Source organism: Micromonospora sp. BS32 (genome assembly GCF_059089345.1).
Genome location: NZ_JBSSHR010000004.1, coordinates 280,523 through 306,422, shown reverse-complemented (window position 1 = coordinate 306,422; position 25,900 = coordinate 280,523). Strand labels below are relative to the sequence as shown.

Annotated in this window: 30 protein-coding genes and 1 riboswitch; of the genes, 20 read left to right on the top strand and 10 right to left on the bottom strand. The window is 74.8% G+C overall.

The features are described from left to right. Positions 1-5 precede the first annotated feature (5 nt). The 8 genes from AC5RWQ_RS09145 (at position 6) to AC5RWQ_RS09110 (ending at position 6,258) form a co-directional block, all read left to right on the top strand. Complete coding sequence (locus tag AC5RWQ_RS09145) at positions 6-332, top strand: type VII secretion target (protein ID WP_494282285.1); 327 nt, start codon at positions 6-8, stop codon at positions 330-332. After that, complete coding sequence (locus tag AC5RWQ_RS09140; protein WP_494282284.1) at positions 329-1,219, top strand: WXG100 family type VII secretion target; 891 nt, start codon at positions 329-331, stop codon at positions 1,217-1,219. Before AC5RWQ_RS09145 ends, AC5RWQ_RS09140 begins: the two co-directional genes overlap by 4 nt. A gap of 14 nt (positions 1,220-1,233) precedes the next feature. Further along, a complete protein-coding gene (locus AC5RWQ_RS09135; protein ID WP_494282283.1) occupies positions 1,234-1,881 on the top strand; it encodes a hypothetical protein in 648 nt (215 codons plus the stop codon). A 170-nt stretch (positions 1,882-2,051) separates the two neighbouring features. Further along, positions 2,052-2,360, top strand: coding sequence for a WXG100 family type VII secretion target (locus AC5RWQ_RS09130; RefSeq protein ID WP_334491922.1), 309 nt, complete (start codon positions 2,052-2,054; stop codon positions 2,358-2,360). 27 nt (positions 2,361-2,387) lie between these two features. Beyond that, positions 2,388-2,666 (top strand): WXG100 family type VII secretion target, encoded by a 279-nt coding sequence (locus AC5RWQ_RS09125; RefSeq protein ID WP_334491923.1) that lies wholly within the window; start codon positions 2,388-2,390, stop codon positions 2,664-2,666. Positions 2,667-2,778: 112 nt separating this feature from the next. Beyond that, a complete protein-coding gene (locus AC5RWQ_RS09120) occupies positions 2,779-4,266 on the top strand; it encodes a S8 family serine peptidase (protein WP_494282282.1) in 1,488 nt (495 codons plus the stop codon). 32 nt (positions 4,267-4,298) lie between these two features. Beyond that, entirely contained in the window at positions 4,299-4,871 is a 573-nt protein-coding gene (locus tag AC5RWQ_RS09115) for a hypothetical protein (RefSeq protein ID WP_494282281.1), read from the top strand. A 19-nt stretch (positions 4,872-4,890) separates the two neighbouring features. After that, positions 4,891-6,258 (top strand): WXG100 family type VII secretion target, encoded by a 1,368-nt coding sequence (locus AC5RWQ_RS09110; protein ID WP_494282280.1) that lies wholly within the window; start codon positions 4,891-4,893, stop codon positions 6,256-6,258. 55 nt (positions 6,259-6,313) lie between these two features. Here the strand turns inward: AC5RWQ_RS09110 and mycP are convergent, their stop codons facing one another. Further along, positions 6,314-7,546: a type VII secretion-associated serine protease mycosin gene (gene mycP, locus AC5RWQ_RS09105; protein WP_494282279.1), complete on the bottom strand. Its 1,233-nt coding sequence runs from the start codon at positions 7,544-7,546 to the stop codon at positions 6,314-6,316. 64 nt (positions 7,547-7,610) lie between these two features. Further along, positions 7,611-7,943, bottom strand: a complete 333-nt coding sequence (locus AC5RWQ_RS09100) for a helix-turn-helix transcriptional regulator (protein ID WP_494282278.1) — start codon at positions 7,941-7,943, stop codon at positions 7,611-7,613. A 202-nt stretch (positions 7,944-8,145) separates the two neighbouring features. Between AC5RWQ_RS09100 and AC5RWQ_RS09095 the strand changes: the two genes are divergently transcribed. Next, complete coding sequence (locus AC5RWQ_RS09095) at positions 8,146-8,808, top strand: carbonic anhydrase (RefSeq protein ID WP_494282277.1); 663 nt, start codon at positions 8,146-8,148, stop codon at positions 8,806-8,808. Between the two features lie 69 nt (positions 8,809-8,877). Here the strand turns inward: AC5RWQ_RS09095 and AC5RWQ_RS09090 are convergent, their stop codons facing one another. Next, complete coding sequence (locus AC5RWQ_RS09090) at positions 8,878-9,900, bottom strand: coiled-coil domain-containing protein (protein ID WP_494282276.1); 1,023 nt, start codon at positions 9,898-9,900, stop codon at positions 8,878-8,880. Between the two features lie 4 nt (positions 9,901-9,904). After that, positions 9,905-10,035: riboswitch (cyclic di-AMP (ydaO/yuaA leader) on the bottom strand. A gap of 166 nt (positions 10,036-10,201) precedes the next feature. Beyond that, positions 10,202-11,551: a YibE/F family protein gene (locus AC5RWQ_RS09085; RefSeq protein WP_494282275.1), complete on the bottom strand. Its 1,350-nt coding sequence runs from the start codon at positions 11,549-11,551 to the stop codon at positions 10,202-10,204. 317 nt (positions 11,552-11,868) lie between these two features. On the opposite strand from AC5RWQ_RS09085, the gene AC5RWQ_RS09080 reads away from it, so the two are divergent. Continuing rightward, entirely contained in the window at positions 11,869-12,402 is a 534-nt protein-coding gene (locus AC5RWQ_RS09080; protein ID WP_494282274.1) for a hypothetical protein, read from the top strand. 69 nt (positions 12,403-12,471) lie between these two features. Then, positions 12,472-13,110: a DUF305 domain-containing protein gene (locus tag AC5RWQ_RS09075; RefSeq protein WP_494282273.1), complete on the top strand. Its 639-nt coding sequence runs from the start codon at positions 12,472-12,474 to the stop codon at positions 13,108-13,110. 38 nt (positions 13,111-13,148) lie between these two features. Here AC5RWQ_RS09075 and AC5RWQ_RS09070 read toward each other — a convergent pair whose 3' ends face one another. Then, positions 13,149-13,448, bottom strand: a complete 300-nt coding sequence (locus tag AC5RWQ_RS09070; RefSeq protein WP_494282272.1) for a metal-sensitive transcriptional regulator — start codon at positions 13,446-13,448, stop codon at positions 13,149-13,151. Between the two features lie 98 nt (positions 13,449-13,546). On the opposite strand from AC5RWQ_RS09070, the gene AC5RWQ_RS09065 reads away from it, so the two are divergent. The 5 genes from AC5RWQ_RS09065 (at position 13,547) to AC5RWQ_RS09045 (ending at position 17,947) form a co-directional block, all read left to right on the top strand. Continuing rightward, a complete protein-coding gene (locus AC5RWQ_RS09065; protein ID WP_494282271.1) occupies positions 13,547-13,756 on the top strand; it encodes a heavy-metal-associated domain-containing protein in 210 nt (69 codons plus the stop codon). Positions 13,757-13,788: 32 nt separating this feature from the next. Then, the gene (locus tag AC5RWQ_RS09060) at positions 13,789-14,718 is read left to right on the top strand and encodes a DUF8832 domain-containing protein (protein WP_494282270.1); all 930 of its coding nucleotides are present in this window, start codon (positions 13,789-13,791) and stop codon (positions 14,716-14,718) included. Beyond that, positions 14,715-16,970 (top strand): heavy metal translocating P-type ATPase, encoded by a 2,256-nt coding sequence (locus tag AC5RWQ_RS09055; protein ID WP_494282269.1) that lies wholly within the window; start codon positions 14,715-14,717, stop codon positions 16,968-16,970. The genes AC5RWQ_RS09060 and AC5RWQ_RS09055 overlap by 4 nt, the downstream gene beginning before the upstream one ends. A 106-nt stretch (positions 16,971-17,076) precedes the next feature. Next, entirely contained in the window at positions 17,077-17,250 is a 174-nt protein-coding gene (locus AC5RWQ_RS09050; protein WP_334488739.1) for a CsbD family protein, read from the top strand. 199 nt (positions 17,251-17,449) lie between these two features. Then, positions 17,450-17,947, top strand: a complete 498-nt coding sequence (locus AC5RWQ_RS09045; protein WP_494282268.1) for a hypothetical protein — start codon at positions 17,450-17,452, stop codon at positions 17,945-17,947. Here the strand turns inward: AC5RWQ_RS09045 and AC5RWQ_RS09040 are convergent. The 4 genes from AC5RWQ_RS09040 to AC5RWQ_RS09025 form a co-directional block, all read right to left on the bottom strand. Next, a complete protein-coding gene (locus AC5RWQ_RS09040; RefSeq protein WP_494282267.1) occupies positions 17,925-18,599 on the bottom strand; it encodes a dihydrofolate reductase family protein in 675 nt (224 codons plus the stop codon). The genes AC5RWQ_RS09045 and AC5RWQ_RS09040 overlap by 23 nt on opposite strands. Positions 18,600-18,628: 29 nt before the next feature. Continuing rightward, positions 18,629-19,873, bottom strand: coding sequence for an RNA polymerase sigma factor (locus AC5RWQ_RS09035; RefSeq protein ID WP_494282266.1), 1,245 nt, complete (start codon positions 19,871-19,873; stop codon positions 18,629-18,631). Next, on the bottom strand, positions 19,870-20,229 hold the full coding sequence (locus AC5RWQ_RS09030) for a YciI family protein (RefSeq protein WP_334488780.1): 360 nt from the start codon (positions 20,227-20,229) through the stop codon (positions 19,870-19,872). Before AC5RWQ_RS09030 ends, AC5RWQ_RS09035 begins: the two co-directional genes overlap by 4 nt. Positions 20,230-20,338: 109 nt before the next feature. Beyond that, complete coding sequence (locus AC5RWQ_RS09025) at positions 20,339-21,577, bottom strand: DUF2786 domain-containing protein (protein WP_494282265.1); 1,239 nt, start codon at positions 21,575-21,577, stop codon at positions 20,339-20,341. Between the two features lie 163 nt (positions 21,578-21,740). Here AC5RWQ_RS09025 and AC5RWQ_RS09020 point away from each other — a divergent pair, with 163 nt between their 5' ends. Both AC5RWQ_RS09020 and AC5RWQ_RS09015 read left to right on the top strand, forming a co-directional pair. Then, complete coding sequence (locus tag AC5RWQ_RS09020) at positions 21,741-22,607, top strand: DUF3152 domain-containing protein (RefSeq protein ID WP_494282264.1); 867 nt, start codon at positions 21,741-21,743, stop codon at positions 22,605-22,607. A gap of 107 nt (positions 22,608-22,714) precedes the next feature. Continuing rightward, positions 22,715-23,068, top strand: coding sequence for an STAS domain-containing protein (locus AC5RWQ_RS09015; RefSeq protein WP_494282263.1), 354 nt, complete (start codon positions 22,715-22,717; stop codon positions 23,066-23,068). A gap of 6 nt (positions 23,069-23,074) precedes the next feature. Here AC5RWQ_RS09015 and AC5RWQ_RS09010 read toward each other — a convergent pair whose 3' ends face one another. Further along, complete coding sequence (locus tag AC5RWQ_RS09010) at positions 23,075-23,839, bottom strand: GAF and ANTAR domain-containing protein (RefSeq protein ID WP_494282262.1); 765 nt, start codon at positions 23,837-23,839, stop codon at positions 23,075-23,077. A 171-nt stretch (positions 23,840-24,010) separates the two neighbouring features. Between AC5RWQ_RS09010 and AC5RWQ_RS09005 the strand changes: the two genes are divergently transcribed. Both AC5RWQ_RS09005 and AC5RWQ_RS09000 read left to right on the top strand, forming a co-directional pair. Continuing rightward, positions 24,011-24,676 carry a response regulator transcription factor gene (locus AC5RWQ_RS09005; RefSeq protein ID WP_494282261.1) on the top strand — a complete coding sequence of 222 codons (666 nt, stop codon included), beginning with the start codon at positions 24,011-24,013 and terminating at the stop codon, positions 24,674-24,676. Positions 24,677-24,681: 5 nt separating this feature from the next. Then, entirely contained in the window at positions 24,682-25,869 is a 1,188-nt protein-coding gene (locus tag AC5RWQ_RS09000) for a sensor histidine kinase (RefSeq protein WP_494282260.1), read from the top strand. Positions 25,870-25,900: the final 31 nt, after the last annotated feature.

Sequence of the window (25,900 nt, the reverse complement as noted above, 5' to 3'; positions counted from 1 at the left end):
GCCCGGTGAGCGGCGACGGTTTCACCGTCCAGCCGGAGGCGCTGCGCGCGGCGGCCGGCGGTCAGGAGGCCGCGGCCGGGGTCGCCGAGTCCACCGCCCGCACCGTCGAGTCGGCCACCGTGCAGGGCAACCTCTTCGGCGTGATCGGGCAGATGGCCGGCATGGACGCCGGCTACCGCGGCTGGGTGGCCGACGAGGTCGCCTCGCTGGACGGGCTCGCCCAGCACCTGCGCGACCTGGCCGACGGGTTGCGCGCCAACGCCGAGGCGTACGAGTACACCGACTCGGGCAACGCCGAACACCTGGCGAGCCGGTACCGGGAGCGGTCATGACCCAGCCGAACGCCGTCGACGTCGCCAAGGGCTACCAGCAGGTCCGGGACACCTGGAACCAGGTGACCAGTCCGGCGTCCGAGGCGCTCAACACCGGACTGGACGCGCTGCTCTACCCGTTCGTCTGGCCGCTGCTGCAGCTGCTCGAGCTCTGCGTCGGGGATCCCGACCAGCTCGACGCGCACGCGGGCGCCTGGCGCAACGCCGCCACCCAGCTGCGTCAGCTCGCCGAGCAGGAACGGCAGGGCCTGGACGCGCTCCGCCCGGAGTGGACCGGCCCGGCGGCCGACGCCTACGCCCGGCGGATCGCCGCGCTGGTCGAGGGGCTGGAGGCGGCGGCCGGGGAGATGGCCCGGACGGCGGACAGTCTCGGCGACACCGCGATGGACCTGCGCGACTGCGAGGAGATCATCCGGACCATCATCCGGGAGCTGGTTGAGTGGCTGGTGATCACCTGGCTCGCCGCCCAGGCACTGGCGATCATCACCGCCGGGGCGTCCGAGGCGGCCGCCGCCGTCGCCTCGGCGGCCGAGACCGGCGTCGCGGTGAGCCGGGCCACCCGGATCATGGCGCAGCTGCACCGGGCGCTGGAGGCGTACAAGGCGGTGATGGAGGCCCTCAAGGCGATGGGCACCGTCGGCAAGATCGCCGCCTGGACCATCAACAAGCTGTACGGCCCGAAGCACTGGCTCAAGATGGGCATCAAGCTCGCCACCCCGCTGGACGGGTCGATCGTCGGCGAGGGGTTGGAGTCGATCGGCGATCTGGTCATCGACTCCTCCGCCGACGAGTACGAGGACCGGCGGCGCGGCGACGACGGTGACGGCAGCCGCTGGCGGCGTACGGTGAGCTCCTGGACGGACCCGGCAGCCGACCGGGTGCCGTGACTCGGGGAGGGTCGATGGACGAGCCGGCGGCGCGTCGGGCGGAGCTGCTCGGTCGGGTGGGGGTCCTGTTGGCCCCGGGCGAGACGTTGCGGGAGGCGTGCTGGTTCACCCGCGTCCCGGGCCGGCGTTCGGCCGGCGAGGTGTTCCGTGCCGAGCTGAACCCGCTGCGGGTGGCGGAGGGGCTGGCCTGGGATGCCGCCGGGGTCACCGCGTCCACCGGGCCCGGGGTCGAGTGGTACCAGGCGGCCCGTAACGGGGTGCTCGGCGGCCCACCGGGTTCGGTTGGGGTCGGGCTGGACGAGCAGCTGCCGGAGCCCACGGTCGCCCAGGTGTTGGCGCTGACGGACCGCCGGATGCTGGTGCTGCGCCGGCAGGGTGGTCGCCCGGCCGTCACCGAGCCGTCCGGCGGCGGGCTCCGGGACCGCCTGTCGGCGGCGGCCCGCCAGGTACGCGCGGCCTGGCAGGGGTCCGGTCCGGTGGACCGTGACGCCCCACTGGAGGTGGCCTGGCAGGTGGGCCGGGAGTCGGTGGTCCGGGTCGACGCCCTGCCCGGTGGCACCATCGGGCGCCTCGCGCTGCTCTTCGCCGACGGCTCGTGGATCGTGCTCGGCCCGCCGGACGACGGAACCGCCCAGCGGATGGCCTCTTCCTACACCGGCTGATCCGCTGGTCATCCACTGTGGCGCGAAGCCGTCCGGTCACACAGGGCTGCGGAGCCTTGACGCGGTCCGCTACCGTCTCATGCGGAGTGTCCGTCGGTGGGGTGTTGGCCTTGCCGCGGGGGAGGGGCGCGGCAGGTGCGCCGCCACAACATGACGGAAGGGTGTGAAGCATGGCGTTCGAGGTCGAAGCAGCGACTCTGCATACCGCCGCGAGTGACGTGCGGTCCACGCGCAGCGAGGTTGACGGCGAGCTGAAGAAGCTGTGGAACGTGGTCGACGACCTGGCCATCGCCTGGAAGGGTCAGGCGTCCACGGGCTTCCAGTCGCTCATGCAGCGCTGGAACGAGGACACGGTCAAGCTGCTGACGGCGATGGACAGCATCGCCGACCTGCTCGACAAGTCGGGTACGACGCACCAGGTCAACGACGAAGAGCAGCAGCAGATGCTGGACAAGTTCCACTCTGCTCTCAACCCGTGATCCACTGAGAAGAGCAGGGGAGGAATCATGACGATCAAGGTTGACTACGCGGTCCTCGAGAGCGCCAACCAGCAGATGCAGGGCATCTCGCGGACGATCGACGAGAAGCTGGACACGCTGCGGTCGATGCTGTCGAAGCTCCAGTGGGACGGGCAGGACCGGGCCGCCTACGAGCAGCACCAGGCGCAGTGGGACACCGCCGTTCGGGACATCAACCGGATCCTGAACGAGATCGGCGGCGCCGTCGGCGTCGCGCGTGAGAACTACGTCTCCACCGAGATGAGCAACGCCAAGGTGTGGGGCTGAGATAATCCAGCCGTCGCGGCTCCGGTCCGGTTCGACCGGACCGGAGCCGCACTGCGTTGCCAGCCACCGAGGTCCGGGGAGTGTCATGGGTACGGGCGAACGTCGTCGACCGGTGTTGAGATCCGCCGTCGCCGTGCTGCTGGCCGGCGCGGTGGTCGGGTCCGGGGTGGTGGGTGCACCGACCCCGGCGCGCGCCGCCGACACCGTGCGCGGCCTGCAGTGGTACCTCGACGCGATGCGGATCCCGCAGGCGCACCAGATCACCAAGGGGCGCGGGGTGACCGTCGCCGTCATCGACAGCGGCGTCGACGGGAACCACCCGGCGCTCGCCGGGCAACTGGCCGGCCGGCCGGGCACCGGCCCGGTGGGTTCCCCGGACGGCTGGGTCGACCGGGACGCCGAGGAGGGGCACGGCACGGCGATGGCGGGCCTCATCGTCGGGCGGGGCGGCGACCGGAACCGCCAGCTCGGCATCGCGCCGGAGGCGAAGGTCCTGCCGATCGCGCTGAGCAGTGCCCGTAGCGACGGGGAAATCGCCGAGGACATCCGCTGGGCCGCCGACGCCGGCGCGGACGTGATCAGCATGTCCATCGGCTTGGAGCAGACCTCCAGCATCCGGGTCGTCGAGGCGGTCCGCTACGCCCTCGACAAGAACGTGGTGCTCGTGGCGGCCACCGGCGCCCGGACGAAGGGCAGCCGGACGGTCTCCTCGCCGGCGAACGCCCCCGGGGTGATCGCGGTCAACGCGATGGACCGGTCGGGCGGCCTGTCCCGCGTTTCGGTGCCCGGTCCCGAGGTGGTGGTCGCCGCGCCGGGCGACGACATCATCGCTCCGGTGCCGACGGTGGTCTCCTCGAACGGCTACGGGGTCAGCTCGGGCACCAGCCAGGCCACCGCGATCATGGCCGGGGTGGTCGCGCTGGTGCGGGCCCGTTACCCGGATCTGGATCCGGCCAACGTGATCAACCGGCTGATCCGGACGGCCCGGGACGCGGGGGCGCCGGGCCGGGATCCACAGTTCGGCTTCGGCGCGGTCGACGTGCTGGCCGCCTTGCAGCGCCAGGTGCCCGCCGTGGACGCCAATCCGCTGCTCGCGGCGGGCGCGCAGCCGGGTGGGGCGACGGCCTCCCCGGAGGCGGACGACGGACGTCCCGCCGTCGCGTTCAAGGTGAAGAACAAGGCCGGCACGGTGATCGCGGGAGTGTTCTGCCTGGCCGTGGTGGTCGGCGCGGTCGTGCTGGCGCTGGTCGCCCGCCGCCGGAGCCGCCGCCGGGCGGCGCCGCCGTTCGGCCCCGGGTCGGGTCCCGGCACGCCGATGGGCGGTCCGGGCTTTCCGCCGCCGGGGGCCGTCCCCCCGCCCGGGTACGGCCCGCCGGCCGGCCCGCCCGGCCACGGACCGCCGCCCGCCGGGTACGGCCCCGCGGCAGCGCCGACTCCGCCCGGGTACGGGCCACCGCCCGCCGGGTTCGGCGCGCCGCCGCAGCCGCACCCGTACCAGCCGAGACCGCTCGCCCAGCCGGTTCCGCACCACCCGCCCACGCCGTCGCCCGGCCAGCCTGACGGGTTCGGCCAGCCGGGGGTGGCTCCGCAGCAGCGCTGACGCACCGCCGACGACCAACGGGGAGGACAGAGATGACCGACGACGGCAACAGCCCACCGCAGGTGGAAGGTTGGGTGCGGGTGCCGCCCGGCGCCGCCGACATGCTGCCGGCGGGGAGCCCGCTGCGGCCCATCGCCACGGTGGCCGCGCACGGGCCGGCGTTCGGCGTCCGCCGTGACGACGTGAGCGCGGGCGCGGGATCGGCGCCCTCCGCGCTGGTGGGCGGGCCCGGCAAGCGGGACGTCACCGAGTGGGAGGCGGACCGCCTGGAGGCGGCCGCCGACAACCTGGAGCAGCAGGCCGGCTACCTCCGCCGACTCGCGTTCGACATGGAGGAGATCAAGGACCTGCTCGGCGGTGACGCGGCGTTGCGTGACCCGGGTGGCGCCCTCGGCGGGTTCCCGAAGGCGCTGAACCTGGCCGGCGTGCATCACGGGCTGCACAAGACGACGTCGGAGGGGCTGAAGAAGCTCTCCGCCGACCTCTACAAGGCCGCCGACGCGCTGCGTGAGGTGAAGCGGAAGTACGACACCGCCGAGGGCGCCAACAAGATGTCGGCGCAGGAGATGCAGCGGGCCTTCGGGGCCGGCGGGCCCGCGGTCTGACCGGGGAAAGGGGACTGACATGGGTGGTCCGAGCTGGGAGGACATGGCACGGCAGGTGCTCGTCGCCGGCCGGCCGAGCGACGTCACCGGCGCCGCGCTGGGCTGGCAGGCGCTGCTGGGCAACATCGACGAGGTGAAGCGGCTGGTGGAGGCCGACGTCAAGGGCCTCGGCGAGAGCTGGAAGGGCCCGGCGTACGAGGCGTTCCGCACGCACATGGAGGGGCTCACCAAGCAGGCCGAGGCGATCGTGGACGGGGCCCGGAAGCCGGGGCACGGTCAGCAGAGCATCGTGACCGTGCTGCAGACGGCCGCGAGCGATCTGGAGCGGGCGCAGCACGCGATGCCGATCCCGCAGGGCTGCGTCGGTGACCTGGTGGCGGCCCGCAACGGCGACATGGTCCTCGACACCGGGCTGTTCGAGGCGAGCGTCCGGGCCGACTTCATGGGCAGCTGGCCGGTGGAGAAGATCGGCCAGTTCAACGACTGGGTCGGCGAGTTCTTCAACGACAACACCGAGAAGGCGCGCCAGGCGTACGACCAGGTCAGCGACGACTACCGGGACCGGGAGCGCGAGACGCCCGGCGGCGCGGGCGCCTCGCCGTGGGGCGGCGAGACGACGACCCGGCCCGATCTGGGTGGCGCTCCGGGCACCGGAGGTGCCGGAAAGGTGCCCGGGCTCGGCGGCATGCCGTCGACGGGCGGCCTCGGCGGTGGCCCCTCGCTGGGCACCGGTGGCCTGCCCGGTACCGGCTCCGGCGGCGCCTCCTTCGGCTCGGGCGCCCACCCTGACCTCTCCACCGGCGGCGGGTACGACGGCTCCGGCAGTGGCTGGACCCCGGGCACCGGCACTGGTTACAGCCCGGGCGGCACCGGCCTGGACGAGGACTACGGCACCGGCCTGGCCGGCGCGGGTACCGGCACCCTGCCCGGGGTGGGTACCGGCTTCGGCGGTGGCGGTGGCGGCCTGCCCGGTACGACGGGCCTGGGGGCCGGCGGCGGCGCAGGGGTGGCCGGCGGCATGATTCCCGGCGGTGGCGCGTTGGGCCGGCCGGTCAGGCCGGGCCTGCCGCCGATGATGGGCGGCGCGGCCGGGGCGGGTGCCGGCGCGGGCCGCGGCGGCGGCCGGCTCGGTGCCGGTGGCCGGCCGGGCATGGGCGGCGCGGCGATGGGCCCCGGCATGGCCGGCGGCGGCCGCGGCGGGGCCGCCGGCAAGGGCGCCGGCGCGGGTGCCCGGGGATCCGGTCTGCGTGGCGGGATGGCCGGCGCGGGTCACGGTGCCGGCGCGGGTTACGGCGAGGAGGAGGAACTCCCCCGGAACAGCTGGCTGGAGGAGGACGAGGACGTCTGGGGCGCCGACGGCGGCGGCTCGGCGGGCGTCCTGCGCTGAGCGTCGACGGGCGCCGTCCACAGTGGTGGGCGACGCTCGTCCGTCTCCAGGCGGGTCAGGCGGGTTCGGTGCGGCGTCCGGGGCGCCAGCCGCGCCGCCGGCCGCGGATCAGGATCGGCCGGGCGGCGAGCAGCGCCGCGGTGAGCACGGCGCCGATCCCGGCGGCCCAGAGCGCCACGGTGCGCTGCCCGGCCAGCGGGTCCCGGGCCGGTGCGGGCGCCGTCATCGCCCCGGCGGGCGGGTCGGTGCGCGTACCGAGCAGGCTGGTCAGCGCCCGGTACGGGTTGACCACGCCGTACCCGACCTCGGAGTTACGCCCCTCGGGCGGGTTGTCGGCCGTCCGGGTGATCCGGTAGGCCACCTGTTCCGGGGTGAGGTCGGGGCGGGCGGAGCGGAGCAGCGCCACCACCCCGGAGACGTACGCGGCGGCGAAGCTGGTGCCGCCCTGCGGTTCGGCGAGGTAGCCGGACCCGCTCGGGGCGGGGCCGACGATGTCCAGCCCGGGGGCGGCGACATCGACGTAGTCGCCGCTGACCGAGCTGCCCACGTGGCCGCCCTGCACGTCGACCCCGGCGACGGCGATGACCCCCGGGTACGCGGCCGGGTAGCGGGGCCGGTCCGAGCCCTCCTGGTCGCGGTTGCCGGCGGCGGCCACCACGACCACGCCCTTGGCCAGGGCGTAGTCGACGGCCTCGGCCAGTTCCGGTCGGTTGAACGTGGCCAGCGACAGGTTGATCACCTGGACGTCCTGGTCGACCGCCCAGCGGATCGCCTGGCCGATCTGCACCGGCAGTGCGCGGTCGGTGGACTCCTTCGCGTCCGGCAGCACCCGGACCGGCAGGATCCGGGCGGCGGGGGCGATGCCGCTGTACGGCGCGCCGGTGCCCTCCCGGCCGGCGATGATGCCGGCGACGACCGTGCCGTGGCCGGCGAGGTCGCACCGGCCCTTCATCGCGGGCAGGCCGTTGAAGTCGCGCCCCTCGGCGACCTGGCCGGCGAGGAGCGGGTGGTCCGGCGACACGCCGGAGTCGATGACGGCCACGGTGACCCGCTCGCCGTGGCTGATCCGCCAGGCCGAGGCGGGGTCGAGCCGGCGCAGCGCCCACGGCGTCTCGGTGGGGGCGGCCCCGCCGGGCCGGGGGGCGCAGGCCGGTGCCGCGCCGGCGGGCGGGCCGGGAACGAGGGGGGTGGCGAGCAGGGCCGCCAGCATTCCACCGAGGACCGTCCGAGTGGTACGCCCGGCGGGCCCGGTCACCGCCGTCCCGCCCGGCCGGAAGCTCTTACGCACGCGGTGAGATTACCGTCGCGGGCCCGGTGCCGGGGTGACGGGCGGGCCCGGATGTGGCGGGCGCTCAGGAGTCGGCGTCGGTCGGCGCGCTGGTGAAGAGGGAGAGGAGGTCGCCGACCTGGCGGTCCGCCTCGGCCGGGTGTCTGAAGTGGCCGCTGGGGTTGACCGTGTATTCGTTGCGCCGGCCGACCCGGGTGCGGTGCAGGTAGCCGCCGGCCTCCAGGTCGGCGACGATCGCCTGGGCGGCCCGCTCGGTCACCCCCACCTCGTCGGCGACGTCGCGCAGCCGGGCGGTGGGGTTACGCGCGATGGCGAGCAGCACGTGCCCGTGGTTGGTGAGGAACGTCCAGGTGCGGGTGCTCCCGTTCTGGTTCGCTGTGGTCGCCATGCCCGACATCGTATGACCTGCCGTTCGGGTTTTCGGCCCTGGCCTCCGCCCGAGGTACGGCCGTTGCCCCGCAGCGGGCCGATCCCGACGAAAGGCAGAAATCTTAATCACGTATATCTTGACGTAGGTTGGAGTGCGTGTGACCGTGGGTGTTCGGCCGCCTCCGTCGCCGGCCGGGTTGACCAGGCCGATCACGGACCGAGGTGAGGCAATGGCCCCGACCACTCCGACCCAGGCGCTCGCCGAGTTGCACGCCGGAAACCGCCGCTTCGTCACCGGTGCGCCGCGCCACCCCAACCAGGACGCCGGTCACCGGACGGCGGTCGCGGACGGGCAGGACCCGTTCGCCGTGATCGTCGGCTGCTCCGACTCCCGGCTCGCCGCCGAGATCATCTTCGACCGCGGGCTCGGCGACCTCTTCGTGGTCCGCACCGCTGGGCACACCGCCGGCCCCGAGGTGCTGGGCAGCGTCGAGTACGCGGTGACCATCCTCGGCACGCCGCTCGTGGTGGTGCTCGGGCACGACTCCTGCGGCGCGGTCCAGGCCGCCCGGGACGCCGCCCGTACCGGCTCATCGCCGGCGGGTCACCTCCGGGCGGTGGTGGACGCCGTCGCGCCCAGCCTGCTCCGGGCGGCCCGCGAGGGCGTCGACGACATCGACGGGATCGTCGACATCCACATCGCGCACACCGTGGAGAATTTGCTCGCCAGCTCCGCGGCGCTGGCCACCGAGGTGGCCGCCGGGCGGTGCGCGGTGGTCGGCATGTCGTACCGGTTGTCCGCGGGCGAGGTGCGCACGGTGGCCGCGGTGCCGGCCGCCACGGCCCCCGCCCAGACCGGCCGCGGCGGCCGCGCGGCCGCCGTCGCCCACTGACCGACCCGGGGTACGCGACGAGGGCCGCCCCGCACCCGGCGGGACGGCCCTCGGTGACACCCGGCGCGCCTACAGCAGCGACATGTGCACGTGGTCGGTGTGGTTCGACGGCCCGCTGTACGACCTCCACCCGGTCGCCGGGAACCAGATCTGCCGGTTCCAGATGACGTAGTAGATGCCGAGCCGGTCCGCGTTGCGGATCAGGAACGCGGCGAGGTTGTTGCCGTACATCCGGGTGTCGTTGTTGTGCCAGGGGGCGAACCCGCTGTTCTGCAGCGACCAGTCGCAGGCCCGGCCCTTGGGGTGCTCCCACGGCCCGCCCGGCCGGTAGCAGCCGGCGAACCGCTTGAAGCCCGCCCGACGGACCTCGTTGTAGGCGTGCAGGGTGCGCGGCGTGATCATGCCCGAGGTGGTCGGGTCGTTCTCGGTGCGCGACTCGGGCAGCCAGCCGCCGTCCGACGTCCGGCCCGGCCCGATCCGGGCCACCGGCGACTTCGCGTCGACCAGGCCGCCGGTGAAGCCCTCGCCACCGACCAGCGCCAGTGCCTTCTCCGCCTCCCGGCTCTCCCGGGCCATGGCGTTGGCGAGCCTCTGCTGCTCGCGCACCTCACCGTCGAGCGCCAGCTTGGCCTGCTGGGCACGGTTCCTGGCGGCGGTGACCCTGCTGAGCTTCTCCGCGTTGACCATGTTCAGCTCGTCCAGCGCGGACGCGCGCCTGACGAACGAGTCCGGGGCGTCGCTCTCCAGCAGCATCGCCACCGCGCCGATCCGGCCGGTCCGGTAGGACTGCGCGGCGATCTGGCTCACCTGCGGCCGCAGCGCCGTCAGCTCGTCCTCGGCGCGGCGTACCTCGAGCGCGAGCTGGAGTTGGCGCTTCTTCGACTTCTCCAGCTGCGACTTCGCCTTGGTGTACTCACGGTTGCGCAGCTCGATGACGTCGGTCAGCAACTTCGGCTCGGCGTCCTCCTCGTGCCCCGACGGGGTCGGGGTCGAGGGTGCGGCCAGCGCGGGGGCGGCCGGCCCGGCGAGGATGGCCAGGGCGGCGAGCACGGCCACCGCCGGTGTCAACCAGCGGCGCAGAGGTGCCGTCACAGTGTTCCCTTCCGTCGACCGCCGACCGGGTTAGCTGACGGGTTCGGGACGGAAGTGGCCCCTACCGCTGTCGCGGATGCACCCCAGGTACCTGGTTCCCCGGCTCGCCTTGCGGCGATTGGGCGGTGGTCCCGCAGGCGCCGGTGCGCGCCTTCGGCGGTGACCGGCAGCGAGGTTACCCGAGAGGAGTACCGGGGAGCTACGTCCAGAACCCGACTAAAAGCGTTATTTCGCAATGGCGTTCCGTGACCAGTGACGCGGTTATCAGCCGGGGGGTCGTCGTTGGTCACGCAGCGGAGTCTCACCATGCGGTGTCCGTGCTCCTTTCCGGGTCGGGCCACCGAGCCGGGGCCGGGGTGGACGGGCCGGCGTGCCGTGGCGCGCTCAGCGCCTCGAGCGCCGAGTCACGGTCGGCCGGGGGACGAGGGGTGGGCGCCGGGCCACTCGCCGCCGCGGTGTCCCCGGCGGGCCCGCGGCCGGCGGTGGTGACGAGCGCGGCCAGGCCGGTGGTCAGCGGTACGGCGGCCACCAGGCCGAGCGTCGCCACCGCACTGCGGACGATCTCCTGAGCCAGGAACTCGCTGGTGAGGATCTCACTCACCGACCGGCTGTCCACGGTCAGCAGGAGCAGCAGCGGCAGCGAGGCGCCGGCGTACGCCAGCACGATGGTGTTGACCGTGGAGGCGATGTGCGCGCGACCGACGCGGGTGGCCGCCCGGTAGAGCTGCAACCGCGACAACCCCGGGTTGGCGTGGGCCAGCTCGGTCACGGTGGCCGCCTGGGTGACGGTGACGTCGTCCAGCACGCCCAGCGAGCCGATGATGATGCCGGCGAGGAGCAGGCCGTGCAGGTCCACGTCGCGCTGGTACATCGACAGCGTGGTGGCCTCCTCGCTGCCGAACCCGGTCAGGTGGGTGGCGGCGGTGGCGAGGCTGCCGAGCACGCCGGTCAGCACCAGACTGCCCAGCGTGCCGAGCACCGCGACCGAGGTCTGCGCGGTGATCCCGTGGGTCAGGTACAGCACCACGAACATGATCAGCGCGGAGCCGGTGATCGCGATCAGCAGCGGTGAACCGCCCGCCGAGATGCCGGGGACGACGAAGGCCAGCAGGATCGCGAAGCTGGCGGCCAGGCCGGCCAGCGCCGCCAGCCCGCGCAGCCGGCCGAACGCCACGATCGCCGCCGCGAAGAGCGCCACCAGCCAGAGCAGCGGCTTGCCCCGCTGGTGCTCGGCGATGTTGTAGCTGCTGGCCGTCGGGTCCGCCGGATCGGTGAGCTTGACCAGCACGATCTCGTCGCCGACCGCCACCGTGGGGGCCCCCGGCCCGGCCGGCATCGGGGTCTGGACCAGTTTCCCGGCGTCCGGGCCCTGCTCGACGCTGACGGTCACCGTGCCGCACGGCCCGGTGGCCATCCCCGGCGTCCCCTCAGGGACCTCCGGGGTCGGTGGGCACGGCTCGCTCACCACCCGGGCCACCGTGCCGTGGTAGCGCGGCACGTCACCACCCCGGTCCTGCTCCCGGACGTCCCGTGGCCAGAGCGCCAGCGCGGCGACGACCGTGATGACGAAGAGCGGTACCACCGTCGCGACGAGGATCCGTCGCACCCGGGGTGGGGTGGACGGAGCGGGACGGGTGTGGTCGGCGCCCATGGCGAGTCTCCTGACGGTCCGGGGCGGGGTACGTGTCAGCCAGCCGGTCGGTTCAACGGCGGGACCCGTACACCGGGACACGTACCGGAGTGTCGCCTTGTCGTGCCGGCGTCGCCACGTACGGCGAGCGGCGCCGCGGCCGCCCGCGGGACGCCGCCCACGGGCGCCCGCCCCGGCGCGGTGCGCGGGGCGACGGTGGCGGTGGGCGGCGGGTCATCGTCGCCGAATGGTAGCCAGGACCGTCGCGGGTGGCTCGACTCGGACCGGTCCCGTCCGGGTCCGCCGCTGCCGGAGGAGGCGTCGGCTAGCGTGGTGGGGTGCGGACGGCGACGCTGGCGGAGACCGGGTGGTGGGCCCGGCTGCTGCTGCTCGCCTGCACCCTGCTCGGCCTGGCCGCCATGCACACCATCGGCCATGGCACGCACGCCGAGGGCGCCCACCCAATGGCCCACGTCGCGCACGCCGATGGCGCCTACCCGGTGGCCCACGTCGCGCACGCCGATGGGGGCTACCCGTCGGTCTACGGCGCGCACGCCGATGAGGACCACCTGGTCAGCCGCGGCGCGAGCGCCGAGGGCGCGACTGCGGTCGGCGACTGCGTCGGTGACCACTGCGCCGGGGCGGTGGCGTCACCGGCCGGTGACGCCGGCGGTCACCCGGACCTGTGGACCGTCTGCCTGGCGGTGATCGGCGCTCTCGCGGTGACGATGCTGCTGGCGGCGCTGCTGCTCGGCTGGACCCGGCCCGCCGTCGGGGACCGCCGCCCGTTCCGGCCCTCGCCGGGGCCGCGCGCCCCGCCGGGCCGCCCGCTCGGGCTCCGGCTCGCCACGGTGTCGGTGCTGCGCACGTAGGAGGGCCCGACGCGGCTGTGCCGCGTCCGCCGTCCGTTGCGTAGCTGTCGACACCGAAAGGACCTGATCGTGTTCACCCGTACCAACGCGCGTCGTGCCGCTCTGGCCGGCGTCACCCTGACCGCCGCTCTCGCCCTGGCCGCTTGCGGCGGCGACGACCACCAGGCCGGTTCCGGCCACGACATGCCGGGGATGGGGACCACCGGCGCCCCGTCGGCGAGCGCGTCCGTCGGCTTCGGCGACGCCGACGCGATGTTCGCCCAGATGATGATCCCGCACCACCAGCAGGCGGTGCAGATGTCGGAGCTGGCCGGGACCAGGGCGCAGGACCCTGAGGTCAAGCAGCTCGCGGCGCAGATCAAGGCCGCCCAGGCGCCGGAGATCGCCACGATGACCGGCTGGCTCACCGCCTGGGGGCGTCCGGTCCCGTCGGCGAGCCCGGCGGGCGGGCACATGCCGGGCATGGACCACGGCATGCCCGGGATGATGTCCGAGGCCGACATGGCGAAGCTGGCGGGCGCCTCCGGTCGGGAGTTCGACCGTCAGTTCCTGACCATGATGATCGCTCACCACCAGGGGGCGATCACCATGGCGAAGGAGGAGATCGCGAACGGCGTCAACGCCGACGCGAAGGCCATGGCCCAGCAGATCGTCACCGCCCAGCAGGGCGAGATCGAGACGATGAACAAGATCCTCGCCCGGCTCTGAGCGCCCGGTCGGGGGTGCCGCCGGGTGCCCCCGACCGGTCAGCCGCGCTTCATCAGGCGGCCGACGGCGGCCATCATCTCGCTGGCCATCTCGTCGGGGCGGCCCTCCGCGGCGCCCTCGCGCATGCAGTGCCGGGCGTGCCCGTCGAGCAGGCCGAGGGCGACCTTGTCCAGGGCGGCCTGGATGGCCGAGATCTGGGTGAGTACGTCGATGCAGTACCGGTCGTCCTCGACCATCTTCTCGATGCCGCGGACCTGCCCCTCGACGCGGCGCAGCCGTGCGAGCAGCTGGTCCTTGCTGGCGGTGTAGCCCCGGGTCGGGGTGCTCGGTGTGGTCATGACGACAAGGATAGCCTACCCCTGGGGGGTATGCTACGGTCACTGGGCGAGCTACCCCTGGGGGGTATAGGATCGGCTACAGGGAGAGGAGAACTGCCATGGTCACCACCACGTACCAGGTGCAGGGCATGACCTGCGGGCACTGCGTCAACTCGGTGAGCACCGAGGTGGGCGCGATCGAGGGCGTCAAGGACGTCCAGGTCGACCTGGCCACCGGCCGGGTCACCGTCAGCAGCGAGAGCCCGATGGACACCGACTCCGTGCGCGCCGCGGTCGACGAGGCCGGGTACGACCTCGTCGAGGCGTGACGGGTCACCAACCCGAGAACCGAGGTACCACGATGAACACGGCGACCAAGCTGAGCGGCTTCGCGCTCGGCCTCGCGGCGGTGTTCGGCACGGCGTACGGGGCCGGCCAGCTGGCCGGCCCCGTCACCCCGGCGGCCGAGACCCGACACGCCCCCGCCACCGGCGACTCCCACTCCGCCACCGACTCCCACGCCACCGACTCCCACGGCGCCGATCCCCAGGGCGGCCACGACGGCGCGGCCGACGTCGGCCTGCCCGGCGGCCTGCTCGTCTCCGACCGGGGCTACACCCTGCAACCGCTGGCCGCCCCGACCGGGCAGTTCGCCTTCCGGGTCACCGGCCCGGACGGCGCGCCGGTCACCCACTACGACGTGGCGCACGACAAGCGGATGCACCTGATCGTCGCCCGCCGCGACCTCTCCGGCTTCCGGCACGTCCACCCCGAACTGGGCGCGGACGGCACCTGGCGGGTCGACTCCCCACTGGCCGGGCCGGGCGTCTGGCGGGCCTTCGCCGACTTCACCCCGTCGGGCGGGGAGCCGCTCACCCTCGGGGTCGACGTGACCGTCCCCGGCCCGGTCGACGCCCGGCCGCTGCCGGCCGCGGCGACCAGCACCACCGTCGACGGCTACACGGTCACCCTGGCCGGCGCCGCACAGCCCGGGCGCAGCAGCCCGCTCACCCTGAGCGTCAGCCGGGACGGCCGGCCCGTCACCGACCTGGAGCCCTACCTCGGCGCGTACGGGCACCTGGTGGCGTTGCGCCAGGGCGACCTGGCGTACCTGCACGTGCACCCGGAGGGCGCGCCCGGCGACGGGCGGACCCCGGCCGGGCCGGCGGTGACCTTCTCCGCCGAGGTGCCGTCCGCCGGCACCTACCGGCTCTACCTGGACTTCCGCCACGGTGGCGCGGTGCACACCGCCGAGTTCACCGTGGTGGCCGGTCAGGAGGTGACGCGATGACCTCGACCGCGGAGTCGTTGCCGGTCGCCCCGAACCAGATCGAACTCGCCATCGGCGGGATGACCTGCGCGTCCTGCGCCGCCCGGATCGAGAAGAAGCTCAACCGGATGGAGGGCGTGACCGCGACGGTCAACTACGCCACCGAGAAGGCCACCGTCCGGTACGCCGACGAGGTCACCCCGGACGAGCTGATCGCCACGGTGGAGAAGACCGGCTACACCGCCGTCCTGCCGCCCCCGCCCGCCGCGGCCGGGGCGCAGCCGGCCGGCGAGCCGGTGGACGAGCTGCGCGGCCTGCGTACCCGGCTGTGGGTGTCGGTCGCGCTGGCCGTCCCGGTGATCCTGCTGGCCATGGTCCCGGCCTGGCAGTTCACCTACTGGCAGTGGCTGTCGCTGACCCTGGCCGCCCCGGTCGTCTGCTACGGCGGGCTGCCGTTCCACCGGGCCGCCTGGACCAACCTGCGGCACGGCGCGGCGACCATGGACACCCTGGTCTCGCTCGGCACCCTGGCTGCCTTCGGCTGGTCGCTCTGGGCGCTCTTCCTCGGCGACGCCGGGATGCCCGGCATGACCCACCCGTTCCGTTTCGACATCACCCGTACCGACGGCGCCGGCAACATCTACCTGGAGGCGGCGGCCGGGGTCACCGTGTTCATCCTGGCCGGCCGCTACTTCGAGGCCCGCGCCAAGCGGACCGCCGGCGCCGCCCTGCGCGCCCTGCTGGAACTGGGCGCGAAGGACGTGGCGGTGCTGCGCGGCGGTGGCGAGGTCCGGATCCCGGTCGACCAGCTCGCCGTGGGGGACCGGTTCGTGGTCCGCCCGGGCGAGAAGATCGCCACCGACGGGGTGGTCGACGAGGGCACCTCGGCGGTGGACGCCAGCATGCTCACCGGCGAGTCGGTGCCGGTCGAGGTCGGGCCGGGCGACGCCGTGGTCGGCGCGACCGTGAACGCCGGCGGTCGGCTGGTGGTCACCGCCACCCGGGTCGGTGCCGACACCCAGCTCGCCCAGATGGCGAAGCTGGTCGAGGAGGCGCAGACCGGCAAGGCGGCCGTGCAGCGGCTCGCCGACCGGATCTCCGGCGTCTTCGTCCCGATCGTGATCGCCCTGGCGGTGGGCACCCTCGGCTGGTGGCTGGGGAGCGGGGCCGGCCCGACCGCCGCGTTCACCGCCGCGGTGGCCGTATTGATCATCGCCTGCCCGTGCGCGCTCGGCCTGGCCACCCCGACCGCCCTGCTGGTCGGTACCGGTCGCGGCGCCCAGCTCGGCATCCTGATCAAGGGGCCGGAGGTGCTGGAGTCCACCCGCCAGGTCGACACCGTGGTGCTGGACAAGACCGGCACCGTCACCACCGGCCGGATGGCCCTGGTCGACGTGCTCCCCGCCGCCGGCGGGGACCGCGCCGAATTGCTCCGGCTGGCCGGGGCGCTGGAGGCCGGCTCCGAGCACCCGATCGCCCGGGCCGTCGCCGCCGGCGCGGCCGAGGCGGGGGAGTTGCCCCCGGTCACCGGCTTCGGCAACGTCGAGGGGCTCGGCGTCGCCGGCACCGTCGAGGGCCGCGAGGTGGTCGTCGGTCGGCTCCGGCTGCTGCGGGAGCGGGGTCTCGACGTACCCGAGGAGGTCGCGCGGGCGGCGAGCGGCGCGGAGGCCGCCGGCCGGACGGCGGTGGTGGCCGGTTGGGACGGTCGGGCCCGCGGCGTCCTCGCGGTCGCCGACGTGGTCAAGCCGACCAGCCGGGCGGCGATCGCCGGGCTGCGCGGGCTGGGTCTGGCCCCGGTGCTGCTCACCGGCGACAACGCCACCGTGGCGGAGGCGGTCGCCGCCGAGGTGGGCATCGACGAGGTGATCGCCGAGGTGCTGCCCGCCGACAAGGTGGAGGTGATCAAGCGGCTCCAGGCCGAGGGGCGGACCGTGGCCATGGTCGGCGACGGGGTCAACGACGCCGCCGCTCTCGCCCAGGCCGACCTGGGCCTGGCCATGGGCACCGGCACCGATGTGGCCATCGAGGCGTCCGACCTGACCCTGGTCCGGGGTGACCTGACCGCGACGGTCGACGCGATCCGGCTCTCCCGGCGGACGCTGCGCATCATCAAGGGCAACCTGTTCTGGGCCTTCGCCTACAACGTGGCCGCCCTTCCGCTGGCCGCGGGCGGGTTGCTCAACCCGATGATCGCCGGGGCGGCGATGGCCTTCTCGTCGGTATTTGTGGTGGCGAACAGCCTGCGGCTGCGCCGGTTCCGCCCGGTCGCCTGACCCTCCGCTGATCACGTTCGGTGATCGGTGGGCGAAGGTGGTGTTTCCCTGATCGGGCACGGGGGTACATCCGGGGCGTCGGAGGAACTGCTATCTGGAGGTTCGCATGGGCATCGACGACAAGATCGACAACGCGTCCGAGAACACCGCCGGCAAGGTCAAGGAAGGCCTCGGTCGGGCGACCGACGACGAGCGCCTCGAGGCCGAGGGTCGTAACGACCAGGCCAAGTCGAACCTGAAGCAGGCCGGCGAGAAGATCAAGGACGCCTTCAAGAGCTGACCTACGTCTTTCCGCCACGCCGGGCCGACATCTCGTCGGCCCGGCGTGGCGTGCGCCCGGCCGGTCACTCCGTCCTGCGGCACCCGCCCGGCTGTCGCCCGGCGCTGGGACAGCGGAGAGTGATCGGCCGCGACCGGGCCTCGCTCCACGCCGACGAACGCCGTCCCCGCCGGACGGCCGACCACCGAACGGGGAACCGATGTTCCGCAGCTCCGCCAGCACGCTCGCCCTGGTGACCCTCGCCGCCCTCGCGGCCGGCTGCCAGAGCACCGGGAACGACCAGCCGCAGAGCGCCCCCGCCACCGCCGGCGGCACCCCCACCGCCAGCGCCAGCGCCGCGCCGACCGTCAGCGCCTCCCCGTCCACCGTGAGCGCGGCGAACACCGCCTCGGTCTGCCGGGCCGTCGACCAGCTGATCATCGACGGCAGCCGGCGGATCGCCGACGACTCGGCGGCGGCGAACGCCCGACAGCTCACCCCCGAGCAGCTCAACGGCCAGCTCAAGGGCACCCTGGCCCGGCTCGCCGACGACATCCGCGACCAGGCCGCCCGGGCCGAGGACCCGCGGATCAGGAAGCTGGTGACCACCGCCGCCGAGCGGATCGACGCGGGCGCCGAGGCGACCAGCCCGGCGACGTGGATGGCGACCAGCTTCGTCGCCATCCCGCAGCAGCTCAGCCGCGACTGCCGGGTCTGACCGGCCCGTCGCCGCTGGGGCGGAGCACCCGGTACGTCACGTGCGTGACGGTCGGGCCGGCCACCACCGAGACCTGCTCCAGCCGCGGGTCGCCCACCTCCTCGAAGAGGCGCCGGCCCGAGCCGAGCATGATCGGCACGATGTGCAGCTGGAGGGTGTCCAGCAGGCCGGCGGCGAGGAACTGCCGCACCGTGCTGGCCCCGCCGGCCACCGCCACGCCCTTGTCGCCGGCCACCTCCCGAGCCTGCCGCAGCGCCGACTCCACCCCGTCGGTGACGAACCGGAACTCCGTCCCGCCCCGCATGGCCAGCGGCTCGCGCGGATGGTGGGTGAGCACGAAGACCGGCGTCCGCCACGGCGGTTCGTCACCCCACCAGCCGGTCCAGTCCAGGTCCCACGGCCCGTCACCGCCGCCGAACATCCCGCGGCCCATCACGTACGCCCCGATGTCCCGGGTCATCTCGTCGACCACCTCGGCGTCGACGTTCCGCTCCCCGCCGGGCAGCCCGTGCCGCTCCCGCCAACTGTCCACCCGGAAGAACCACTCGTGCAGGCGCAGTCCGCCCCGACCCAGCGGGTCCTGGAGGCTCTGCTCCGGCCCGGCCACGTACCCGTCCAACGACATCGAGATCTGACAGCTCACAGTTCCCATGCCGGGTGGACCTCCGGCGGCGCCGAAACTCATCGGCCGGCACCGAGCCGGGCGGCCCGCAGTTCCAGGTACCGCCGCTCGGGCATGCTGGTGGTACGCCGGGCGGCCTCCCGGTACGCCTCCCGCGCCGCGTCCGCCTCCCCGGCCAGCTCCAGCAGGTGGGCCCGGACGGCGGCCAGCCGGTGGTGACCGGCGACCCGCTCGTCCGCGTCCAGCGGGGCGAGCAGGGCGAGCCCGGCGCGGGGGCCGTCCACCATGGCCACCGCGGCGGCCTGGTTGAGGGTGACCACCGGGTTCGGCGCGACCGCGGCGAGCACCCGGTAGAGCGCGACGATCTGCGGCCAGTCGGTCTCCGCCGTCGACGGCGCCTCGGCATGCACCGCGGCGATCGCCGCCTGGAGCTGGTACGGCCCCGGCGGCGACCAGGTCAGCGCCTCTGTCACCAGGGCCACCCCCTCGTCGATCGCCGCCCGGTCCCACCGGCCGCGGTCCTGCTCGGCCAGCGGGACCAGCTCCCCGTTCGGCCCGGTTCGCGCCGCCCGGTGGGCGTCGGTGAGGAGCATCAGCGCGAGCAGCCCGGCCACCTCGCCGTCGCCCGGCAGCGCCCGGCGCAGCTGCCGGGTCAGCCGGATCGCCTCGCCGGTCAGCTCGGCCCGGTGCAGCTGGGTGCCGCTCGACGCGGTGTAGCCCTCGTTGAAGATCAGGTAGAGCACCTGGAGCACCGCGCGCAGCCGCTCGTCCCGCTCGGCCGGCGAGGGCAGGGCGAAGCGTGCCCCGGCCGCCTCGATCCGCTGCTTGGCGCGGCGGATCCGCTGGCTCATCGTCGGCTCCGGCACCAGGTACGCCGCGGCGATCTGCGCGGTGCTCAGCCCACCCACCGCCCGCAGGGTCAGCGCCACCTGCGCCGACCGGCCCAGCGCCGGATGGCAGCAGAGCAGCAGCAGGGTGAGGCTGTCGTCCTGCCCGGACGGTGCGTCGTCGGCGGGCGGGGCCACCGTGGCGTACGTCGGCTCGCGGAGCGCCACCGCGGCCTCGCGCTCCCGGCGGGCCCGCTCGCTGCGCCACTCGTCGGTCAGCCGCCGGCCCGCGACGGTGAGCAACCAGCCGCGCGGGTGCTCCGGCACGCCCTGCTCCGGCCAGCGGGTGGCCGCCGCGAGCAGCGCCTCCTGCACCGCGTCCTCGCAGGCGGAGAAGTTGCCGTGCCGGCGGACCAGGGTGCCGAGGACCTGCGGCGCCAGGGCGCGCAGCAGGTCCTCGACCGCCCGGCTGGTCACATCTCGGTCCCGGCCTGCTCCATCATCGGCCGCACCTCCAGCACGCCGAAGCCCATCCGGACGTCGGGCCAGCGGGCGGCGATCTCGGCGGCCCGCTCCGGGCTGTCGCAGTCGACGGTCAGGTAGCCGGCGAACTGCTCCTTGCTCTCCAGGAACGGCCCGTCGGTTACCTCCGTCCGGTCGCCGGCCAGCCGGACCGTCCGGGTCTGCGCCGGGTCGGCCAGCGCCTCGCCGCCGACCAGTTCCCCGGACGCGGTCAGCTCCGCCATGATCTCGTCGACCTCGCCGAAGAGGGCGGTGCGCTCCTGCTCGCTGAGCCCCTCGACGAAGCCGGGGCGGTTCCAGATCAGCAACATGTACTTCACGACGGTGCTCCTCGGGTCGGGCCACGGCGTGGCCTCTCAAGAGGGGATCGGCGCCGGCGCCGCGGATCCGACAGCCCCACCGGAGGATCTTCCCCCAGATTCAGCGCCGGCCGGTGACGGGCCGCGCCGGCCGCCCACCCGCCTGGAGCGAGGCCCGGTCGGCGGCGGAGGTGCCGGAGTGCCAGCCCTCGGCGTCCCGGACGGTCAGCCGGGCCCGGGTGAGCCCGGGGAAGAGGGTGTCCATCCGCTCGCGGACCGCGTCGGAGCGGGCGGCCAGCACGGGGAGCAGGCGCTCCGGCCCGGCGGCCTCAGCGGCCTGCCGGTTCGCCTCCTCGGTCGCGGACCGCAGCCGCTCGCCGATCCGCAGCGCGAACGCGTTGAGGAACGACTCGTCGTACGCCTTGGTGCGCCGGCCCGCCGCCTTCCGCTCGCTTCGGCCGCGCAGCATGGCGGTGGTGGCCTGGAGCAGCAGCGAGGTGTAGAGCAGCTCGACCGCCTCCAGGTCGCCCGCGAAGCCGAGCACGGTGGCGAAGCCGAGGTCGTCGGACCAGACCGCCTCGCACCGGTTCGCCGCCGCCACCTCCTGCACCAGCAGCGCCTTGGCCCCCGCGTACGGGGCCTCGGTGCCGAGCCGGACCCCGCCGGGCTGGTCGGGGCGTTCGGCGCTCGCCTCGACCAGCGCCCGGTCGAGGCTGTGCCGGGCGATGAGTTCCTGCGCCTTGCCGGTGAGCGCCTCCGCCTCGGCGGGGAAGGTGGTGGACTCGGCCTTGGCCAGCAGCGCCCGGACCCGGTCCAGCATCCGCGACCCGCTCCGCCCGGCGGGCCCGCTCCGGACCGCCAACGCCGCGCCGCTGCCGGGCGGCGGGCGCAGCACCGCGATCGGGGGCAGGCCGGCGAGCAGCGCCAGCACCTCGACCGTGTCGCGCAGCGCTGTGATCCGGTCCTCACCCTCCCGGGCCGCCCAGCGGGCCAGCCAGCCGGCGTCGTCGTCCCACCAGATCCGGGCGTCGAGGCTGTCGAGCTGTTCCGCCCACCACTGCGGCACCTCGCCGGTCTGCGCGCGACGCTGGGCGGCGAGCGCGTCCACCACGAGCCGGCCGGCGCGCGGGCCGAGGCGGCGAGACACGATCCGGGCCACGTCGACCGGCTGCCAGCCGCGCGGCCAGAGCCGGGACAGGGCGGCGACCAGGCGACCGAGCAGGGCGGCGTCCATCGCCGCCGCGCCGTCCGTGGCGCTGGTGCCGACCACGAGGCGGTCCAGCTTCCGCTCCGCGTCACGTACGTCGGTGCCGCGCACCGCCGCGATCGCGGCGGCGATGAGGGCGTCGGCGTCCGGCACGGGTGGTCCTTCCGAGAGGGGTGACGGCCGGTAGGTGTCCGGATCGTCGGGAGTGTCTACCGGCCAACGGTACCGGGTGCGGAATCGGTGCCCGGATCACTCATCCGCGCGGGCTCCGCCCCCGTACTCCTGTCCGCAGCGACCGACCGGGACGGAGGCGAGAGTGGCGAGCCTGACCGTGAGCGGGGCGGCCGAGCGGGGCCGGCACCGGGGGCGCCGCCGGGCCGGCGGGCTCTCCGTGACGCTGGTGCTGGTCGTCGGCCTCGCGGCCGGTGGCGCCTGGGCCGCCCGCCGGGGCGGCGGCGACCTCGTCCACGACCTGATCGGCGACATCCGCCGCGACCCGGCCAAGGGCCGCCCGGCGGCGGCCGCCGGGCCGGCCGTGCCCACCACCGTCCCCGGCGGGCCGTCGGCCCCTCCCGCCCCGCCGGCGCTGCGCTACCCCGAGCGGGGTACGGGCACCTGGCGGACCGCCACCGCCACCGGCAGGGTGGCCGGCCAGGAGGGGGAGCTGCTGCGCTACCGGGTGGCGGTGGAGGGCGGCATCGACGACGTGGACGTGGAACGGTTCGGCCGGGAGGTCGCCGTGGTGCTGGCCGACCGGCGGGGCTGGACGGCCGACGGCCGGTGGCGGCTGCAACGGGTCGGCCCGGACACCCCGGCCGACTTCACCGTGATGCTGACCACCCCGGTCACCCGGGGCGAGCTGTGCGGCGACCCCGCCGACCACTACACGTCCTGCCGCAACGGCGACCGGGTGGTGGTCAACGTGGCCCGTTGGGCGCGCGGGGTGCCCGGCTTCGGCGGCGACCTGGCCACCTACCGGTCGTACGTGCTCAACCACGAGGTGGGGCACCGGCTCGGCCGGGGTCACGAGCGCTGCCCGGCGGCGGGCGGCCCGGCGCCGGTGATGCAGCAGCAGACCCTCGGCCTGCACGGCTGCCTGCCCAACGCCTGGCCGCAGGTGGACGGCGCGCCGCACGCCGGCCCGCCCGGCGAGTACGACGATCCGATCCCCGCGGAGGGCTGACCGGGGACCGTAGGTGCGTTTCACCGCGAGTGTCGTTAGGCTGGCCCGAGCCGATCTCCGCCTTCTGCTACGAGGGAACGAGGCCGGCCGACGCAGGGAGCAGCGAAGTGCACGCGGATGGACCGCACCTTCAGCCCTCGTCGACGACGGGTCTCCAGGTCATCCCGGTCCGAGTGGACGCCGGGCGGCTGCGGGTGCGGGTCGCCGGCGAGGTCGACCTGGCCACCGCCGGAGAGTTCCGGGACGGCCTGAACTCCGCCCTCGACGGGCTCACCGGCACCGTCGTCGAGGTCGACCTCGACGAGGTCCGGTTCCTCGACTCCTCCGGCATCCTCGTCCTGCTCAACGCCCACGCCCGCGCGGCCGGGCAGGACTGCCCGCTGGTCGTGACCAACCCGCGGCCGGGCGTCCTGCGGGTCCTGGAGATCACCGGCGTGACCGCACTGCTCGGCGCCGGCTGACCCGCCTCACCCGGACGCCGGCAGCTCCCCGGTCTCCACCAGCCGGTGGGCCACCTCGACCAGCTTCACGTTGCACCGCTGGCTCGCCGCCACCAGCCGCCCGAACGCCTGCTCGCCGGTGAGCCGGTGCCGTTCCATCAGGATCCCCTTGGCCTGGCCGATCAGGTCCCGCACGTCCAGCGCCCGGTTCAGCTGGGCGACCCGGCGCGCATCGCCGATCGCGACGGCGGCATGGGTGGCGAGCAGCAGCCCGATCCCCTCCGACTCGGCGTCGAACGCGTGCGGCATCGGGGCGTACATGTTGAGCGCGCCGAAGCTGTCCCGGGCCAGGTAGAGCCGGACCGACATCATGCTGCCCACACCGAGGCCGGACGCCCGGGGGTTGAACTCCGGCCACCGACCGCCGACGCCGGTGTCGGGCAGGTGGACGAGCCGCTCCTCCGCCAGGGCGGTGAGGCAGGGGCCCTGGCCGGTCGCGTACTGGGCGTCGTCCACCTGGCGTACCAGGTCGTCGGTGGCGGCGGTGGTCCGCCAGCCGCGCCGTCCGGCCGGCTCGGTGATGCCGGCGTGCCGGGCGCCCGGCACGGTGTCGGCGGCGGCCCGGGCGACGGCCTCCAGGGTCTCCTCGACCGTGCCGGCCGACTGCAGCTCCCGGGCGAGCCGGGACAACCGGACGGCGAGCGGGTCGATCCGGGTCACCTGGCCGGTGAAGGTGAGGGTCGGCTCGGCGCCCGGTGCGGAAGGTGTGTCCAACTGGCTGTCGTGCGGCACGGCATCTCCTCCCCACTGGCTACGCGGGAGGCCGGCGGCGTTCCCGGTGTGGTTGCTGGCCAATTCCGTACCCGCCACCGGCGGACGCCAATCCGGGGCGCTCGTCACCCCCGGGTCCCCGGATCGGCGGCGGACGCGGGCGGCGGCCGTCGCCGGGTGAATACTGGCCGGGTGGAGAGCACCCCGCCCCGCCTCCTGCTGGTCGAGGACGATCCCGCGCTGGCCGGACTGCTCGCCGACCTCCTGCACGAGGAGGGCTACGCCGTGGACGTGGTCGGCGACGGACACCGTGGCCTGCACCACGGGCTGACCCGGGACTACCAGCTGATGGTGGTCGACCGGGGGCTGCCCGCCCTGGACGGGCTGGACCTCGTGGTCCGGCTGCGCGAGCACGGGGTGGGCTGTCCGATTCTCCTGCTCACCGCCCGGGGCGGCGTCGACGACCGGGTGGCCGGCCTCGACGCCGGCGCGGAGGACTACCTGGTCAAGCCGTTCGAGGTGCCGGAGCTGCTGGCCCGGCTGCGCGCCCTGCGCCGGCGCCACCCCGACGCCGCGCACTGGCTGCCGCTGGGCAGCCGCCGCCTCGACGTCACCAACCGCCGGGTGCTCGACGGGGCCGACGAGATCCCGCTCTCCGCCCGCGAGTTCGCGGTGCTGCGCGCGCTGGCCGGGCGGCCCACCCGGGTGTTCACCCGCGAGGAGCTGCTCCGGGCCGCGTTCACCGGCGCCGACGCGCCGGGCACCGTCGACGCCTGCGTGCACCACCTGCGCCGCAAGCTCGGCCGGGACACCGTCCGTACGGTGCACGGGCTCGGCTACCGGCTCGGTACGGCCTGACGCCGGTGGACGAGACGCGGCTGATCCGGGCCCGCCGGCGCACTGTCGCCCAGACCGCCGGCGCGATCGGCGTCGTCCTGCTGCTGGTCGGCGCGTTGATGTTCGTGCTGACCAGCCGTCAGCAGTCCCAGGCCCTCGACGACGAGCTGGGCCGGGTCCTCGTCGCGGCGGAGGACGTCGACGACCCGCCGCCCGGCCAGTACCTGGCCCGGGACCGGCCGGGCGGCGGCACCGAGCTGACCCCGGGCGCCCCCGGGGCCCTGGCCGGGGTGCTCGTTCCGGCGCTGGGCCGGCCGCCCGGCCGGTTCGACGCCACGGCGGGTGACGACCGGCCGGTCCGGGTGCTCGTCGGACGGCACCCCGACGGCAGCCGGTGGGCCGTGGCCGCCGATCTGCGACCGCTGCGCCGGGAACGCAACCAGCTGGTCGGCGTGCTGCTCCTGGCCGAGCTGGCCGGGCTGGCCGGCGCGCTGGTGGCGGCCGCGTTGCTGGCCCGTCGGGCGGTGGCCCCGCTGGCCGCCGCGCTGACCCTGCAGCGCCGCTTCGTCGCCGACGCCTCGCACGAGCTGCGCACCCCGCTGACTGTGCTGCACACCCGGGCGCAGCTGCTGGCCCGGAAGGGGCGTACCGAGCCGGCGGGGCGGCTCACCGACCAGCTGGACCAGCTGGTGACCGAGACCCGGGCCCTCGGCGAGGTGGTGGAGGATCTGCTCGTCTCGGCGGCGGCCGAGCACCAGCCGCTCCCGGAGGCCGTGGTGGACCTGGCCGGGATCGCCCGCGAGGTGGTGACCAGCATGTCCCTGTCCACGCGGGGGCGGCAGGTCGAGCTGGTGCTGGCCGCCGACGGGCCGGCCGAGGTGCGCGGGACGCGTATCGCGCTGCGACGGGCGGTGACCGCCCTGGTGGACAACGCGGTCGGCCACGTCCCCGCCGGCGGCCACGTACGGGTCAGCGTGCGCGCCGAGGGCGGCCGGGTGCGGGCCGAGGTGGCCGACGACGGGGTGGGGCTGGACCCGGCCGACACGGACCGGCTCTTCGACCGTTTCGCGCACGGGCGCTCCGGTGCCGGTCGCCGCTTCGGGCTGGGCCTTGCGTTGGTGCAGCACGTCGCGCGGGCACACCACGGATCGGTCGAGGTGGCCGGGGCGCCGGGCGAGGGCGCGACGTTCACCCTGGTGCTGCCGGCCGCCTGAGGGAGGCGCAAGAAATTCGCAAGGAACGGTG

Coding starts and splice junctions, on each gene's coding strand:
- AC5RWQ_RS09065 (WP_494282271.1), top strand. CDS start 13,547: ATGGTCACCACCACGTACCAGGTGCAGGGCATGACCTGCGGGCACTGC.
- AC5RWQ_RS09095 (WP_494282277.1), top strand. CDS start 8,146: ATGGCCCCGACCACTCCGACCCAGGCGCTCGCCGAGTTGCACGCCGGA.
- AC5RWQ_RS09085 (WP_494282275.1), bottom strand. CDS start 11,551: ATGGGCGCCGACCACACCCGTCCCGCTCCGTCCACCCCACCCCGGGTG.
- AC5RWQ_RS09060 (WP_494282270.1), top strand. CDS start 13,789: ATGAACACGGCGACCAAGCTGAGCGGCTTCGCGCTCGGCCTCGCGGCG.
- AC5RWQ_RS09070 (WP_494282272.1), bottom strand. CDS start 13,448: ATGACCACACCGAGCACCCCGACCCGGGGCTACACCGCCAGCAAGGAC.
- AC5RWQ_RS09130 (WP_334491922.1), top strand. CDS start 2,052: ATGGCGTTCGAGGTCGAAGCAGCGACTCTGCATACCGCCGCGAGTGAC.
- AC5RWQ_RS09115 (WP_494282281.1), top strand. CDS start 4,299: ATGACCGACGACGGCAACAGCCCACCGCAGGTGGAAGGTTGGGTGCGG.
- AC5RWQ_RS09110 (WP_494282280.1), top strand. CDS start 4,891: ATGGGTGGTCCGAGCTGGGAGGACATGGCACGGCAGGTGCTCGTCGCC.
- AC5RWQ_RS09030 (WP_334488780.1), bottom strand. CDS start 20,229: ATGTTGCTGATCTGGAACCGCCCCGGCTTCGTCGAGGGGCTCAGCGAG.
- AC5RWQ_RS09100 (WP_494282278.1), bottom strand. CDS start 7,943: ATGTCGGGCATGGCGACCACAGCGAACCAGAACGGGAGCACCCGCACC.
- AC5RWQ_RS09050 (WP_334488739.1), top strand. CDS start 17,077: ATGGGCATCGACGACAAGATCGACAACGCGTCCGAGAACACCGCCGGC.
- AC5RWQ_RS09040 (WP_494282267.1), bottom strand. CDS start 18,599: ATGGGAACTGTGAGCTGTCAGATCTCGATGTCGTTGGACGGGTACGTG.
- AC5RWQ_RS09045 (WP_494282268.1), top strand. CDS start 17,450: ATGTTCCGCAGCTCCGCCAGCACGCTCGCCCTGGTGACCCTCGCCGCC.
- AC5RWQ_RS09055 (WP_494282269.1), top strand. CDS start 14,715: ATGACCTCGACCGCGGAGTCGTTGCCGGTCGCCCCGAACCAGATCGAA.
- AC5RWQ_RS09140 (WP_494282284.1), top strand. CDS start 329: ATGACCCAGCCGAACGCCGTCGACGTCGCCAAGGGCTACCAGCAGGTC.
- AC5RWQ_RS09125 (WP_334491923.1), top strand. CDS start 2,388: ATGACGATCAAGGTTGACTACGCGGTCCTCGAGAGCGCCAACCAGCAG.
- AC5RWQ_RS09135 (WP_494282283.1), top strand. CDS start 1,234: ATGGACGAGCCGGCGGCGCGTCGGGCGGAGCTGCTCGGTCGGGTGGGG.